This window comes from Pseudomonas sp. R5-89-07 (assembly GCF_003851685.1).
Classification (GTDB): domain Bacteria; phylum Pseudomonadota; class Gammaproteobacteria; order Pseudomonadales; family Pseudomonadaceae; genus Aquipseudomonas.
On the sequence record NZ_CP027727.1, the window covers coordinates 587,043 to 601,659 of the forward strand.

Annotated in this window: 13 protein-coding genes and 1 riboswitch; of the genes, 10 read left to right on the top strand and 3 right to left on the bottom strand. The window is 62.5% G+C overall.

Going from position 1 to position 14,617, the window contains the following annotated elements; translation table 11 throughout:
* Positions 1-8: 8 nt before the first annotated feature.
* Positions 9-344, bottom strand: coding sequence for a multidrug efflux SMR transporter (locus C4J94_RS02500; protein WP_124384832.1), 336 nt, complete (start codon positions 342-344; stop codon positions 9-11).
* Positions 345-447: 103 nt separating this feature from the next.
* Here C4J94_RS02500 and C4J94_RS02505 point away from each other — a divergent pair, with 103 nt between their 5' ends.
* Positions 448-1,338: a LysR family transcriptional regulator gene (locus C4J94_RS02505; protein WP_124384833.1), complete on the top strand. Its 891-nt coding sequence runs from the start codon at positions 448-450 to the stop codon at positions 1,336-1,338.
* A 23-nt stretch (positions 1,339-1,361) separates the two neighbouring features.
* The gene (waaA, locus tag C4J94_RS02510; protein WP_124384834.1) at positions 1,362-2,639 is read left to right on the top strand and encodes a lipid IV(A) 3-deoxy-D-manno-octulosonic acid transferase; all 1,278 of its coding nucleotides are present in this window, start codon (positions 1,362-1,364) and stop codon (positions 2,637-2,639) included.
* Positions 2,640-2,760: 121 nt separating this feature from the next.
* Here the strand turns inward: waaA and C4J94_RS02515 are convergent, their stop codons facing one another.
* A complete protein-coding gene (locus tag C4J94_RS02515) occupies positions 2,761-4,200 on the bottom strand; it encodes a TolC family outer membrane protein (RefSeq protein ID WP_124384835.1) in 1,440 nt (479 codons plus the stop codon).
* A 194-nt stretch (positions 4,201-4,394) separates the two neighbouring features.
* Positions 4,395-4,500, top strand: a riboswitch (TPP riboswitch).
* 147 nt (positions 4,501-4,647) lie between these two features.
* On the opposite strand from C4J94_RS02515, the gene thiC reads away from it, so the two are divergent.
* Positions 4,648-6,552 (top strand): phosphomethylpyrimidine synthase ThiC, encoded by a 1,905-nt coding sequence (gene thiC, locus C4J94_RS02520; RefSeq protein WP_124384836.1) that lies wholly within the window; start codon positions 4,648-4,650, stop codon positions 6,550-6,552.
* A gap of 143 nt (positions 6,553-6,695) precedes the next feature.
* On the top strand, positions 6,696-7,985 hold the full coding sequence (gene cytX, locus C4J94_RS02525; RefSeq protein WP_124384837.1) for a putative hydroxymethylpyrimidine transporter CytX: 1,290 nt from the start codon (positions 6,696-6,698) through the stop codon (positions 7,983-7,985).
* Here cytX and C4J94_RS02530 read toward each other — a convergent pair.
* Positions 7,954-8,700, bottom strand: coding sequence for an RsiV family protein (locus C4J94_RS02530; protein WP_124384838.1), 747 nt, complete (start codon positions 8,698-8,700; stop codon positions 7,954-7,956). The genes cytX and C4J94_RS02530 overlap by 32 nt on opposite strands.
* Before the next feature lie 194 nt (positions 8,701-8,894).
* Between C4J94_RS02530 and C4J94_RS02535 the strand changes: the two genes are divergently transcribed.
* The 6 genes from C4J94_RS02535 to C4J94_RS02560 all read left to right on the top strand — a co-directional run bounded on the left by C4J94_RS02535 (position 8,895) and on the right by C4J94_RS02560 (position 14,595).
* A complete protein-coding gene (locus C4J94_RS02535) occupies positions 8,895-9,512 on the top strand; it encodes an NUDIX domain-containing protein (RefSeq protein ID WP_124384839.1) in 618 nt (205 codons plus the stop codon).
* A complete protein-coding gene (locus C4J94_RS02540; protein WP_124384840.1) occupies positions 9,503-9,952 on the top strand; it encodes a DUF1249 domain-containing protein in 450 nt (149 codons plus the stop codon). The genes C4J94_RS02535 and C4J94_RS02540 overlap by 10 nt, the downstream gene beginning before the upstream one ends.
* Before the next feature lie 96 nt (positions 9,953-10,048).
* Entirely contained in the window at positions 10,049-10,861 is an 813-nt protein-coding gene (gene cpdA, locus C4J94_RS02545) for a 3',5'-cyclic-AMP phosphodiesterase (protein ID WP_124384841.1), read from the top strand.
* 180 nt (positions 10,862-11,041) lie between these two features.
* Positions 11,042-11,650 (top strand): YqiA/YcfP family alpha/beta fold hydrolase, encoded by a 609-nt coding sequence (locus tag C4J94_RS02550; protein WP_124384842.1) that lies wholly within the window; start codon positions 11,042-11,044, stop codon positions 11,648-11,650.
* 45 nt (positions 11,651-11,695) lie between these two features.
* On the top strand, positions 11,696-13,600 hold the full coding sequence (gene parE / locus C4J94_RS02555; RefSeq protein WP_124384843.1) for a DNA topoisomerase IV subunit B: 1,905 nt from the start codon (positions 11,696-11,698) through the stop codon (positions 13,598-13,600).
* A complete protein-coding gene (locus C4J94_RS02560) occupies positions 13,600-14,595 on the top strand; it encodes an esterase-like activity of phytase family protein (protein WP_124384844.1) in 996 nt (331 codons plus the stop codon). The genes parE and C4J94_RS02560 overlap by 1 nt, the downstream gene beginning before the upstream one ends.
* Positions 14,596-14,617 lie beyond the last annotated feature (22 nt).

The following is a 14,617-nucleotide window of genomic DNA, read 5'->3' on the forward strand; positions in this document are numbered from 1 at the left end:
AGTGGTGGTCAGTGACCGGCGGTTTTCGAGAACAGCTGAATCACCACCACGCCCAGCACAATCAGCGCCATTCCCAGCATGGCCGGGATGTCCAGCTTCTGCCCGTAGATAAACAGCGCCGCAATGCTCACCATCACGATGCCCATCCCCGCCCAGACGGCATAAGCCACGCCAACCGGCACCGTGCGCACCACCAGGGTCAGCATCCAGAACGCCACGCCGTACCCGACGATCACCAGCAGCAATGGGATAGGCGTGCTCCAGCCTTTGATGGCTTTCATCGAAACGGTCGCGATCACTTCCGAACAGATGGCGATGGCCAGGTAATAGTAGGCGACGTTCATGGTGCATTCCTCAAGGTGTAGCGCGTTTGATAAGGTCGGCATTCTAGAGGTTCAACAGATGGGGTAAAGTCATTACCTATCCGTATTCAAGATAGGTTCAGCCATGAGCGTGCAGTGGGATCTGGAGCAGATGCGCCTGTTTGTCAGTGTCGCCGAGCAGCGTTCGTTCTCTGCCGTCGCGCGCGGGCAACGCAAGGCGCAATCGGCGGTCAGCAATGCGATTGCGATGCTGGAGGCGGACCTCGGCTTCAGCCTGTTCGAGCGTAGCAGTGGCCGCCAGCCGCGCCTGACCGAAGCCGGCAGTGTGTTGCTGGAGGAAGCGCGTGAAGTGCTGCGCCAGTGCGAGCGCCTGACGGGGCGGGCGTTGTCGTTAACCCGTGGCGAGGAGGCTTGCTTGCGCCTGGCTCAGGACGAGGCGATGTTGTTCCAGCCGGTGCTTGATAGCCTTGAGGCGCTGGCGGTGCGCTATCCGCTGCTTGAGGTGCAGTTGTCCAGCGCCGCCCAGGGCGATGTAGCGCGCAAGCTGGTGGAGCGCCAGGCCGACCTGGGCCTGCTGTTCTATCACGACCAGATCCCCGAAGCCCTTGAGCGGCGGGTGGTGGGCAGTGTGGAAATGGTCACGGTGTGCGGTGTGAATCACCCACTGGCCAAGCAGAAGTACGTGGATTGCCAACGGCTGGCGCAGTTTCGCCAGTTGCTGATGTCGACCCAGACGAGTGTCTACCCTGGCAGTGAAGCCGCCAGCCCGCTGGTGTGGCGGGCCGACAGCTTCTATGTGCTGGCCGAATGGCTGATGAGCGGCCTCGGTTGGGCCTGGTTGCCGCGGCATATCGTGCAGTACCCCACCTATCAACAACAAATGGTCGAGCTGGACAGCGAATGGACCCCGCCGGCGCTGGTGGTAGAGCTGGTGTGGCGCCGCGATGAGCACCTCGGGCCGGCCGCGCGCTTTTTGGCTAAACGTTTTGCCGAGTGCTTGCAGGCGATTGACTGAAAAAGCCGATAAACTCCGCCGCCATGAATAGAACTCTCTACACCTGTCTGTTTTACCTGGCGCTGCCGTTGGTGGCTTTACGTCTGTGGCTGCGTGCACGCAAGGCGCCGGCCTATGCCAAGCGCGTGGGCGAGCGGTTTTCCTATGGCTTGCCGGCGATGCAGCCAGGCGGGATCTGGGTGCATGCGGTGTCGGTGGGCGAAAGCATCGCCGCCGCGCCGATGATCCGCGCCTTGCTTGAGCGTTATCCGCAGTTGCCGATGACCGTCACCTGCATGACGCCCACCGGTTCCGAGCGCATCCAGGCACTGTTCGCCCATGAACCGCGCGTTCAGCATTGTTATCTGCCGTACGATTTACCCTGCGCGGCCAGGCGTTTCCTCGACCGGGTACAGCCCAGGCTGGCGGTGATCATGGAAACCGAGTTGTGGCCCAACCATATCCACGCCTGTGCCCAGCGTGGTATCCCGGTAGCCCTGGCCAACGCGCGGTTGTCGGCGCGCTCGGCCAAGGGCTACGCACGCTTTGCCAGGCTCACGGCGCCGATGCTGGCGCAAATGAGCCTGTTTGCGGTACAGACCGAAACCGAGGCCCAGCGTTTTCGCAGCCTGGGCGCGCGTGCTGAAACCGTTGAAGTGACCGGCTCGATCAAATTCGACCTGACCATCGACCCGCAGCTGCCGGAGCGCGCCGCCGCCCTGCGCGAACAATGGGGGGCCGGCGAGCGCCCAGTGTGGATCGCCGCCAGCACCCACGAAGGTGAAGACGACATCGTGCTCGCGGCCCATCGTCAACTGCTGGCCAGCTACCCCAACGCGCTGCTGATTCTGGTGCCCCGTCATCAGGAGCGTTTCGGCCCGACCTTCGAACGGTGCGTGCAGCAAGGCTTTGCCACGGTGCGGCGCTCCAGTGGCGAAGCGGTCACCGCGCACACCTCGGTGCTGCTGGGCGACACCATGGGCGAGTTGCTGTTTCTCTACGCCTTGGCCGACAGCGCCTTTGTCGGCGGCAGCCTGGTGCCGACCGGAGGGCACAACCCGCTGGAACCGGCGGCGCTGGGCAAGCCAGTGATCATGGGCCCGCACCTGTTCAACTTCCTCGAAATCAGCGCGATGATGCGCGAGGCCGGGGCGTTGCGCGAAGTGGATGATGCAGACGGGTTGGCCGAAGCGGTACGGCAGCTGTTCGAGCTGCCGCAGGATGCGCGCAGGATGGCCGAGTCGGGACTGAAGGTGATGCGGGCCAATCAGGGGGCGTTGAAGCGCTTGTTGGATGGCCTGGATAGGCTGATGACTCACTGACCCAACGCAGATCAGTTGTGGGAGGGGGCTTGCCCCCGATGACGGAGTGTCAGTCAACACTACTTGAACTGACAGACTGCCATCGGGGGCAAGCCCCCTCCCACATTGGTTTGTGTTGTTTTCAGGAGCCGGGGCGGGCCTTCAGTTGCTCGGCGGCGGCCTTGGCCAGGTCCGGTGGCAGGAAGTCCTTGTCCGGGTTGTAGTCAGCCTTCAGATAGCGCGTCAGCTCCTGCAGATCCCCCGGGTTCAAGGTGCCCGCCGCCTGCTTCAAGCGCAGGTTGTCGAGGATGTAGTCGTAGCGGCTGTTGTTGTAGTTGCGCACCGACGAGTAGAGCTGGCGCTGTGCGTCCAGCACGTCGACGATATTGCGCGTGCCCACCTGATAGCCGATTTCCGTGGCTTCCACCGCGCTCTGGTTGGAGATGATCGACTGGCGGCGCGCTTGGACCTGCTCCACATCGGTGTTCACTGCACGGTGCAGGTTGCGGGTATTTTCCACGACCTGACGGCGCAGGCCTTCGCGTTGCTGCTCGGTCTGGCCCAGGCGCGAGTAGGACTCACGTACCTGGGAGCTGGTCAGCCCGCCACTGTATATCGGAATGTTCAGGCGCAGGCCGATGGTGCGCTGTTCGACGTCACCGCGATAAGGCGTGCCGAACGCATTCGGGTTGCTGAAGCCCAGGGCATCGTTATCGCCTTTTTCGTACTGCGCCACCGCGTCCAGGGTGGGGGCGTGGCCGGCCTTGCGCTGCTTGAGGGTTTCTTCGGCAGCGGTGACGGCGTAGTTGCTGGCCAGCAGGTTGAGGTTCTGGCGGCCGGCGGTTTCGACCCAGGCCTTGGCGTCGTTCGGCAGCGGCGGCAGCACCGGCAGTGTGTGGACAATGCCCTGGATCGAATTGTATTGGCGGTTGGTCAGGGTGATCAGCGCTTCGAAGGCGTCTTCCACCTGGCGCTGGGCAAGGATGCGGTTGGCCCGCGCGGTGTCATAGCTGGCCTGGGATTGCAGCACGTCGGTCTTGTCCGACAGGCCCACATCGAAACGTTCGTTGGATTGGTCCAACTGGCGCTTGAAGGCATTTTCTTCGGCCTTGGTCGAGGCCAGGTTGTCCTGGGCGCGCAGCACGGCGAAGTAGCTTTCGGCGCTCTGCAGGATCAGGTTCTGTTCGGTCGCCGAAAGTTGCAGCGCCGCTTGCTCGTTGGTGGCTTCGGCGGCTTGCAGCTGGAACCAGCGGTCGGCACGGAACAGCGGCTGGCTCAGGGTGGCGCGCCAGGAATGCGCATCGCGGTTGGCGGTGGCGGCCGGCGTGTCGATCTGGGTGCGCACATTGTTGATATCCGCACCGCCGGTCAGGTTGGGCAGCAACCCGGCGCGGGCCTGGGGCACCACTTCCTTCTGCGCGCCGTACTGGGCCCGTGCGGCGGCCAGGTCGGCGTTGTTGTCCACCGCTTCCTGGTAGACGCTGACCAGGTCGGTCCTGGCAGACAAGGGCGCCTCAGCTGCCCAGACCATGGTGGTGGTCGCACAAGACACGGCAACAGCCAGTGAAAGTTTGCGCAGCATGAGTCGATCCCTGAATAATATTACGATGATAATTTGGAGCCCAAGGCTACGGTGGCACAACCGGAGCGTCAAGCCTTGAGGCCGCTCACGAGTGTAGTGGTCACACCACGGCACAACAATCCTGCAATCACGCCATTTATCACGCCGAATGCAGCGCTATTGGCAATTTGCCCACACCATGGTCTAGACTGGCCGCGTTCTTGTCGGGGTGCCTTGTTGGAAGGCTGAGATCGGTAAATACCGGATCCCGTTGAACCTGATCAGGTTAGCGCCTGCGTAGGGAACAAGATTTCTCGTCACCCGGCGAGTCCTCTTGTGCTTCGTCCGGGATGTTGTTCGACAATCGAACAGCCCTCGTGCGCCAAGCACAGCACTGGCTCAGTGCATCCGTCCGTCACAGGTTCGCTCCGACAAACATCCACCGCCTGGACAGTTGGAGAGCCCGTGATGAGCGCAGAAATAAAAAGTACAAAACTGAAAAACACCGTGCACCTGAGTGAATCGGCCCAGGTCGACTCCGGTTCCGTGCAGCCGTTTACCCGCTCGCAGAAAATCTACGTGCAAGGCACCCGCCCGGACATTCGTGTGCCGATGCGCGAGATCAGCCTGGACGTGACCCCCACCGATTTCGGCGGTGAAATCAACGCGCCCGTGGTGGTCTACGACACCTCCGGCCCCTACACCGACCCCAACGTAATCATCGACGTACGCAAAGGCCTGGGCGATGTGCGCTCGCCCTGGATCGAATCGCGCGGCGACACCGAACGCCTGTCGGGCTTGAGCTCGCACTTTGGCCAACAGCGCCTGAGCGATGCCGAGTTGACCGCCCTGCGTTTCGCCCATGTGAAAAACCCGCGCCGCGCCAAGGCCGGGGCCAACGTCACGCAAATGCACTATGCGCGCAAAGGCATCATCACCGCCGAGATGGAATACGTCGCCATCCGCGAGAACATGAAGCTTGAAGAAGCCCGAGCCAGTGGCTTGCTCGACCAGCAGCATGCCGGCCACAGCTTCGGCGCCAGCGTGCCGAAAATCATCACCCCGGAATTCGTGCGTGAAGAAATCGCCCGTGGCCGCGCGATCATTCCGGCCAACATCAACCACACCGAACTGGAACCGATGATCATCGGCCGTAACTTCCTGGTGAAGATCAACGGCAATATCGGCAACAGCGCACTGGGTTCGTCCATTGAAGAAGAAGTGGCGAAACTGACCTGGGGCATTCGCTGGGGTTCGGACACGGTGATGGACCTGTCCACTGGCAAGCACATCCACGAAACCCGCGAGTGGATCATTCGCAACTCGCCAGTGCCGATCGGTACGGTGCCGATTTACCAGGCTCTGGAAAAAGTCGGTGGCGCCGCTGAAGACCTGACCTGGGAGCTGTTTCGCGACACCTTGATCGAACAGGCCGAGCAGGGCGTCGACTACTTCACCATCCACGCCGGCGTGTTGTTGCGCTATGTACCACTGACCGCCAAGCGCGTCACCGGCATCGTCTCCCGCGGCGGCTCGATCATGGCCAAGTGGTGCCTGGCGCACCACAAAGAGAACTTCACCTATACGCATTTCGATGAAATCTGCGAAATCATGAAGGCCTACGACGTCAGCTTCTCCCTCGGCGATGGCCTGCGCCCAGGTTCGATCGCCGACGCCAACGACGCCGCGCAATTCGGTGAACTGGAAACCCTCGGCGAGCTGACCAAGATCGCCTGGAAGCACGACGTGCAAACCATGATCGAAGGCCCTGGCCACGTGCCGATGCAGCTGATCAAGGAAAACATGGACAAGCAGCTGGAGTGCTGCGACGAGGCGCCGTTCTACACCCTCGGCCCGCTGACCACCGACATCGCGCCAGGTTATGACCACATCACCTCCGGTATCGGTGCGGCGATGATCGGCTGGTTCGGCTGCGCCATGCTCTGCTACGTCACCCCCAAAGAGCATTTGGGCTTGCCGAACAAGGACGACGTGAAGACCGGCATCATCACCTACAAGATCGCGGCGCATGCCGCCGACCTTGCCAAGGGCCATCCGGGTGCGCAGATTCGCGACAACGCGCTGAGCAAGGCGCGCTTCGAGTTCCGCTGGGAAGACCAGTTCAACCTCGGCCTGGACCCGGACACCGCGCGCTCCTATCACGACGAAACCCTGCCGAAGGACTCGGCTAAGGTCGCGCATTTCTGCTCGATGTGCGGGCCGAAATTCTGCTCGATGAAGATCACCCAGGAAGTGCGCGAGTACGCGGCCAACCAGCGCATTGATGCGGTGGACGTGGACGTGGCCAAGGGCCTGGCCGAGCAGGCGGAGCGTTTCAAGCAGGAAGGCAGCCAGCTTTACAAGAAGGTCTGATTCGGGATTTCAGGGGCCTGTAAGGGCCTCATCGAGGGCAAGCCCCCTCCCACATTGATCGGGTTCACACAATCAAAGGTGGGAGGGGGCTTGCCCCCGATAGCTATCTCCCAAACAAAAAATGCCCCTCAGAGATACCCCCCTTGAGCATTCAACCGAGTACCTACTCCCCCTACCTCGCGGTGCCCACCGACAAACGTGTCTTCGGCGCCCGCGACCTGTTCTCCCTGTGGTTTTCCCTCGGCATCGGCCTGATGGTGCTGCAAACCGGCGCGCTGTTGGCGCCGGGCCTGGGCTTGTCCGGCGCCTTGCTGGCGATTTTCCTCGGCACCCTGGTGGGCGTGTTGCTGCTGGCCGCCGTCGGCGTGATCGGCAGCGACACCGGCCTGTCCGCCATGGCCGCGCTCAAGCTCAGCCTGGGTGCCAAAGGCGCCAGCCTGCCGGCGCTGTTGAACCTGCTGCAGTTGATTGGCTGGGGCTCGTTCGAGATCATCGTGATGCGCGATGCCGCCAGTTTGTTGGGCGCGCGCGCGTTCAGCGAAGGCAGCCTGCTGGCGAGCCCCTTGCTGTGGACGCTGTTCTTCGGCGGCCTCGCAACCTTGCTGGCGGTGAGTGGCCCGCTGACCTTCGTGCGGCAGATCCTGCGCAAATGGGGCATCTGGCTGCTGCTAGCGGCCTGCCTGTGGCTAACCTGGAACCTCTTCGCCAAGGCCGACCTCGCCGCCCTGTGGGCGCAGGCCGGTGATGGCTCGATGCCGTTTGCGGTGGGCTTCGACATTGCCATCGCCATGCCGCTGTCCTGGCTGCCGCTGATCGCCGACTACTCACGCTTCGGCAAGCGCGCCAAAAGCGTGTTCGGCGGTACTGCGCTGGGGTTCTTTATCGGCAATTTCTGGCTGATGAGCCTGGGCGTGGCCTACACCCTGGCATTTGCGCCAAGCGGTGAGGTGAATGCATTGCTGCTGGCCCTGGCCGGTGCCGGCCTGGGTATTCCGCTGCTGCTGATCCTGCTGGACGAGTCGGAAAACGCGTTTGCCGATATTCACTCGGCGGCGGTGTCCAGTGGGATTCTGCTGCGCTTGAAGGTCGAGCACCTGGCGTTGGTCATTGGCGTGGTTTGCACCTTGATCGCCTGCTTTGCGCCGTTGGCGCAATACCAGAACTTCCTGTTGCTGATCGGTTCGGTGTTCGCGCCGCTGTTCGGCGTGGTGCTGGTGGACCACTTCATCCTGCGCCGTCGGGCCCAGGGCGCGGTGACCCTGCTGCACTGGCCGGCGCTGGTCGCCTGGCTGGGCGGCATCGCGACCTATCATCTGCTGGCCAACCTTTATCCGGATGTCGGCGCTACCCTGCCGGCATTGCTGCTGGCAGGGCTGTTGCAGTGGATCCTGGGGCGGGCGGTCAGTGGCGTGCGGGCATCAGCTCAGGCTTGATCACGCCAGTCAGGCGCGCATAGGGGAGGGTGATTTCGATCAACCCCTGTGCGTAGGGGGCGATGGTGGCAACGTTGTACTTGAGCACTACGCCGCCACTGGTCAGGGCCACGTTCGGGGTTTTCTGGAACGGCCAGTTCTTCACGAACTCCGGGTCGCGGTCCATCTTGGTGTTGATCAACCAGCTGTTGTGCGCAACTTTTGCGGTATTCCAGAAGGTCTGTTCCTGGCCGGGCAGCAACATGTCGGCCAGGCCCAACTCTTTGTGCAGCACCCGTGAATAGTTGATGAAGCCGCGGCCAGGTTCGCCGTGGGCCACGCCGGTGTCCAGGTAGCTGGACACTTCAACGATCACCAGTCCGTCATGCTGCTCACGTACCTTGGCCTGCAAATACATGCTGTGGCGGTCGGCGGACTCCCGCAGGAATTTGTCTCGATAGGCAGTCAGCGTCGCAGGCGTGGCGGCGCCGGGCGTGGTGCGGGCCATCTGCAGCAAGCGCTGCTCCACCAGGCTGTCGAGTTGCGGGTCGGCGGGGAAATGCACGGTATCGATGTTCACCAGCGGGCAATCGGGGCTGCCGCAGCCGGGTTTGGTTTGTTCCGATTTGTCGGTGGTGACCTCCAGCGGCTTGAGCTGGCTGGGTTGGAACAGGCTCTGGCAGGCGCCCAGGGCCAAGGCAATGCAAGCCACGGAGGCGATTTTTAAAAGCGACATGGGTGTCCTTCGTAAATCGATGGAAAGCTAAAAGAGTAGCGCTTGGACTGCCAACAGGGCCGCCAGTTCGCCACTAGACTGATTAGAGTGAGTTTGACGTCCGCCGTCTATCCCGGCAACCGGAAAGGGGCTGCGCCAACCGGCATCGGCGCGTTAGGATGGCGCCCATTGCGCGGCTTATGACGAGGAAGACTATGACCGATTTGACGAAGTCGACGCCGAACAAGATCGAAATTGTTCAGCGCGACCATGCCTATAAAGGTTTCTACCAGCTTGATCGCGTGCAACTGCGTCACGAGAAGTTCGACGGCGGCATGAGCCGCGTGATCAATCGTGAAGTGTTCGTGCGTCACGATGCGGTGTGTGTGCTGCCTTACGACCCGCAACGCGATGAAGTGGTGCTGATCGAGCAGTTCCGCGTGGGTGCCATGGGCCGTACCGACAACCCCTGGCTGGTGGAGATGGTCGCCGGCCTGATTGACAAGGATGAGCAGCCGGAGGAGGTTGCACACCGCGAGGCCGAGGAGGAAGCTGGGCTGACGTTCTCTGCGCTATGGCCGATCACCAAATATTTCCCCTCGCCGGGCGGCAGTACCGAATTCGTCCACTTGTACCTGGGCCGTTGCGACAGCTCGCAGGCCGGTGGCATCCATGGATTGGAAGAAGAGGCAGAAGATATCCGTGTCACCACCTGGGCTTTCGAAGATGCCTTTCAGGCGGTGCGCGACGGTAAGATTTCCAACGCAGCCAGCATCATCGCCCTGCAATGGCTTGCGCTTAATCGCGCGGAAGTGAGGGGGTTATGGCAATAAAGGCACGGGAACGTTATCGGGTCGACCTGATCGGGCTGCAAGCTGCGTGCGAGGCCAACTATGCGCGGCTGATGCGCCTGCTGCCCGACATGCGCCACGCACCCGAAGCGCGGCGCATCGCCGTGACCCACGGCGACCAGATGCTCGGCGTGCTGACCCTGGAAGTCATCGTCAATTGCCCGTACACCACCACCCTGCGCGTGCGCCAGGAACACAGCCTGCCGTGGCTGCCGGTGCCGCAGCTGGAAGTGCAGGTGTACCACGATGCGCGCATGGCCGAAGTGATCAGCGCCGAACATGCGCGGCGCTTTCGCAGCATCTATCCTTACCCGAATGTGTTCATGCACCAGCCCGATGAGAAAGCACAGCTCAATGTGTTCCTCGGCGAATGGTTGAGCCACTGCCTGGCCTTGGGCCATGAGTTCGAAGTTGTGCGATAGATGTGCATTGCGCCCGTTTCCTGGCTTCCCTCTTTGTGTCCTGCCCCAGCATAATCACCCCAACTATCTAATCCTGTGATTGCCAGGGAGAGCGCCTTGCCGAGCGTATCCACTGTGAACCCTGACGTTGCGCTGCTGGTGCAACTGTCCGACAGCCATCTGTTTGCCGAGGCCGACGGCATGCTGCTGGGCATGAATACCCGCGAGAGCCTGCAGCGGGTGATCGAACGGGTGCACGAACAGCAGCCGCACATCGATCTGGTGCTGGCCACCGGGGATCTGTCCCAGGACGGCACGCTGGCGTCGTATCAGCAATTTCGCGATATGACGGCGCCCCTGGGCGCTCCTGCGCGCTGGATTCCCGGCAATCACGATGAGCCGCAGATCATGGCCCAGGCCGCCGTGCACAGCGATCTGCTGGAGCCGGTGGTGGATATCGGCAACTGGCGCATCACCCTGCTGGACTCCGCCGTACCCGGCTCCGTGCCTGGCTACCTGCAGGACCAGCAACTGCAATTGCTCGCCCAGGCCCTGAGTGAAGCACCGAACCGGCATCATCTGGTGTGCTTCCATCATCACCCAGTGTCGATCGGCTGTGCCTGGATGGAGCCTATCGGCCTGCGCAATCCCGAGGCGCTTTTTGCCGTGCTCGACCGCTTTCCCCAGGTGAAGGCGCTGCTATGGGGCCACGTACACCAGGAAATCGACCGTGAACGCGAGGGCGTGCGCCTGCTGGCTGCTCCTTCCACCTGCATCCAGTTCGCGCCGGGCAGCGAGGACTTCCAGGTCAGTGAACAGGCGCCAGGGTATCGCTGGCTGCGTCTGCATGCCGACGGGCGGTTGGAGACGGGCGTGGAGCGGGTCAAGGATTTTGCCTTCACCGTCGACTACGGCAGCAACGGCTATTAGAAAGCTGCAAACACTGATCAAATGTGGGAGGGGGCTTGCCCCCGATGGCTGAGTGTCAGTCAGCCCATGTGGCAGCTGACACACCGCTATCCGGAGCAAGCCCCCTCCCACATGGGTTCTCACACAGGCCCCCGATCCCTGTAAACTGCGCCTCTTTGGCTGATGCACGGAGAGCCCGGCATGTCCGCTTCGATCCTCTATATCCACGGTTTCAACAGTGCGCCGGCCTCCAACAAGGCCAGCCAGTTGATCACCGTCATGGACAACCTTGGCCTGTCCGGGCAGTTGCGTGTGCCGGCGCTGCATCACCACCCGCGTCAGGCGATTCCTCAATTGGAGCAGGCCATCGCAGAACTCGGCAGGCCACTGCTGGTCGGCAGCTCGCTCGGCGGCTACTATGCAACCCATCTTGCCGAACGCCATGGCCTCAAGGCGCTGCTGGTCAACCCGGCGGTCAGCCCGCATCGGATGTTTGACGGTTACCTGGGGACCCAGAAGAACCTCTACACCGATGAAACCTGGGAACTGACCCACGACCACGTGACGGCCCTGGCCGAGCTGGAAGTGCCGGCCCCTCAAGACGCCGCGCGGTATCAGGTGTGGTTGCAGACCGGGGACGAAACCCTGGATTATCGCCTCGCCCAGCAGTATTACCGGGCCTGTGCCTTGCGCATCCAGGCCGGTGGCGACCATGGTTTCCAAGGGTTCGCCCAGCAATTGCCGGCCCTGTTGAGCTTTGCCGGCATTGGCGCTGACCAGTATCAATCCTTCGATTTTGCGTCACTGTAAAAATCGCAGGTCATTTTTTAATCGAACGACTCACGACGAGACCCCATGGCCACTCCCAGCGCTAGCTCTTATAACGCAGACGCCATCGAAGTCCTCTCGGGCCTCGACCCGGTGCGCAAACGCCCCGGCATGTACACCGACACCAGTCGGCCGAACCACCTTGCCCAGGAAGTCATCGACAACAGCGTCGACGAAGCCTTGGCCGGGCACGCCAAGTCGGTGCAGGTCATTCTGCACGCCGACCATTCCCTGGAAGTGTCCGACGACGGTCGCGGCATGCCGGTGGACATCCACCCTGAAGAGGGTGTGTCGGGCGTCGAGTTGATCCTCACCAAGCTGCACGCCGGCGGCAAGTTCTCCAACAAGAACTACCAGTTCTCCGGCGGCTTGCACGGCGTGGGTATTTCCGTGGTCAACGCCTTGTCCACGCAGGTCAGGGTCAAGGTCAAGCGCGACGGTAACGAGTACCAGATGACATTCGCCGATGGCTACAAGGCCACCGACCTCGAAGTGATCGGCACCGTTGGCAAGCGCAATACCGGCACCAGCGTGTACTTCGCGCCGGATCCGAAATACTTCGATTCGCCGAAATTCTCCATCAGCCGCCTCAAGCATGTGCTCAAGGCCAAGGCCGTGCTGTGCCCCGGCCTGCTGGTGAGCTTTGAAGACAAAGGCACCGGCGAGAAGGTCGAGTGGCATTACGAGGACGGGCTGCGCTCCTACCTGGAAGATTCCGTCAGCGACTTCGAACGCCTGCCCAACGAGCCGTTCTGCGGCAGCCTGGCCGGTAACAAGGAAGCCGTCGACTGGGCGCTGTTGTGGTTGCCCGAAGGTGGCGACAGCGTGCAGGAAAGCTATGTCAACCTGATCCCCACCGCCCAGGGCGGCACCCACGTCAATGGCCTGCGCCAGGGCCTGCTGGATGCCATGCGCGAATTCTGCGAATACCGCAGCCTGCTGCCGCGCGGCGTGAAGCTGGCGCCGGAAGACGTGTGGGAGCGCATCGCGTTCGTGCTGTCGATGAAAATGCAGGAGCCGCAATTCTCCGGCCAGACCAAGGAGCGCCTGTCGTCCCGCGAGGCGGCGGCGTTTGTCTCGGGTGTGGTCAAGGACGCCTTCAGCCTGTGGCTCAACGAACATCCGGAACTGGGCCTGGCCCTGGCCGAATTGGCGATCAACAACGCCGGTCGTCGTCTCAAGGCCAGCAAGAAGGTCGAGCGCAAGCGCATCACCCAGGGCCCGGCATTGCCCGGCAAGCTGGCCGACTGTGCCGGCCAGGACCCGATGCGTTCCGAGCTGTTCCTGGTGGAAGGCGATTCCGCCGGCGGTTCCGCCAAGCAAGCGCGGGACAAGGAATTCCAGGCGATCCTGCCGTTGCGCGGCAAGATCCTCAACACGTGGGAGGTCGACGGCAGCGAAGTCCTGGCCAGCCAGGAAGTTCACAACATCGCCGTGGCGATCGGCGTCGACCCGGGCGCCGCGGACATGAGTCAGTTGCGCTACGGCAAGATCTGCATCCTCGCCGACGCCGACTCCGACGGCTTGCACATCGCAACCCTGCTGTGCGCGCTGTTCGTGCAGCACTTCCGCCCACTGGTGGATGCCGGCCACGTCTACGTCGCCATGCCGCCGCTGTACCGTATCGACCTGGGCAAGGAGATTTTCTACGCCCTGGACGAGGCCGAGCGCGACGGCATTCTTGATCGCCTGGTGGCCGAGAAGAAGCGCGGCAAGCCACAGGTCACGCGATTCAAGGGCCTGGGTGAAATGAACCCGCCGCAACTGCGCGAAACCACCATGGACCCGAACACCCGGCGCCTGGTGCAGTTGACCCTGGAAGACTTCGCCGGCACGTCGGAAATGATGGACATGCTGCTGGCGAAAAAGCGTGCACCGGATCGCAAAGCCTGGCTCGAATCCAAAGGCAACCTGGCCGAGGTTCTGGGCTGATGCGCACAGGCGTCGCCCTGGCGATCCTGATGGTGTGCGGGCTGGTAACCACCGATGTGGTTGCCGCGCCCGTGGCTGAATTGAAGCTGGTGTCGGAGCATCCGGTAGGCGGCATGCGCGGCGGCAACCTGTCGGGCCTGGCGCTGTGTGGCAAGGCGCTGTGGACCGTGTCGGATCGCGATGATGACCAGATCTATCGTCTGGACACCCGCGAGCCGGCCTGGAAAGCCGAGGTGGTGAAGATCGACGTACCACCCGTGCCCGAATCGGGCCTGCCGTGGGGGTTGCGCTCGCGCACCAAGGCGGCCTCGTTCATTCGCGGTGGAGACCTGGATTTCGAAGGCATCAGCTGTGATGCCGCAGGTAACCGCTACATCGTCAGCGAAGCCCATGCGGCGGTGTTGCAGGTGCCCGCGGAGGGCGCGCCCGAGTGGTTGAAAATTGCCCCTGGCATGGTGCGCGAAGCGCGGGCTAGTGGCCTGTTGCTGCACTTCAACGCGTTGTTGGAGGGCCTTGCGGTGAATCCGCAAGGCAACCAGCTCTGGCTGGCCGCCGAGCGTGAGCGCCGTGGGCTGGTCTCGATCAAGCGCGGCCAGAGCGTGTGGGATTGCGACGGCCCTTGTGTGTTGCTGAGCGAGGCGGGCCTGGAAGTGCAGCCGGCGCAGTTCACCAACGCCAAGGCCGTGTCGAAGGATTTTGCCGACCTGGCGCTGTTCGACGGCAAGCTGTTTACCCTGGAGCGCAACGCGTTTCAGATCTGCCGGCGCGATATGCTGACGGCCAAAGTCGAGCGGTGCTGGTCGTTTGCCGACGAAACCCTGACGCCCCAGCGGCGTTACCCCCAGCCCTATGGCCTGGCTGAAGCCCTGGTGGTGGACGCCGACGGCGCCTGGATTGGCATCGACAATAATTTCGGCGCGCGTGCCGACGGTGAAAAACGCCCGGTGGTCTATCGTTTTGCCGCCCCGGCCGGCGGTTGGAGTGCCCAGCCGTGAGCCGCGACTTTTTTGAATTGCA

What these genes read in the sequence shown, in the direction of transcription:
- C4J94_RS02500 (WP_124384832.1), bottom strand. Translation starts at nt 344, where the DNA reads ATGAACGTCGCCTACTATTACCTGGCCATCGCCATCTGTTCGGAAGTG.
- thiC (WP_124384836.1), top strand. Translation starts at nt 4,648, where the DNA reads ATGAGCGCAGAAATAAAAAGTACAAAACTGAAAAACACCGTGCACCTG.
- C4J94_RS02560 (WP_124384844.1), top strand. Translation starts at nt 13,600, where the DNA reads ATGCGCACAGGCGTCGCCCTGGCGATCCTGATGGTGTGCGGGCTGGTA.
- C4J94_RS02535 (WP_124384839.1), top strand. Translation starts at nt 8,895, where the DNA reads ATGACCGATTTGACGAAGTCGACGCCGAACAAGATCGAAATTGTTCAG.
- waaA (WP_124384834.1), top strand. Translation starts at nt 1,362, where the DNA reads ATGAATAGAACTCTCTACACCTGTCTGTTTTACCTGGCGCTGCCGTTG.
- C4J94_RS02540 (WP_124384840.1), top strand. Translation starts at nt 9,503, where the DNA reads ATGGCAATAAAGGCACGGGAACGTTATCGGGTCGACCTGATCGGGCTG.
- parE (WP_124384843.1), top strand. Translation starts at nt 11,696, where the DNA reads ATGGCCACTCCCAGCGCTAGCTCTTATAACGCAGACGCCATCGAAGTC.
- C4J94_RS02550 (WP_124384842.1), top strand. Translation starts at nt 11,042, where the DNA reads ATGTCCGCTTCGATCCTCTATATCCACGGTTTCAACAGTGCGCCGGCC.
- C4J94_RS02530 (WP_124384838.1), bottom strand. Translation starts at nt 8,700, where the DNA reads ATGTCGCTTTTAAAAATCGCCTCCGTGGCTTGCATTGCCTTGGCCCTG.
- C4J94_RS02515 (WP_124384835.1), bottom strand. Translation starts at nt 4,200, where the DNA reads ATGCTGCGCAAACTTTCACTGGCTGTTGCCGTGTCTTGTGCGACCACC.
- C4J94_RS02505 (WP_124384833.1), top strand. Translation starts at nt 448, where the DNA reads ATGAGCGTGCAGTGGGATCTGGAGCAGATGCGCCTGTTTGTCAGTGTC.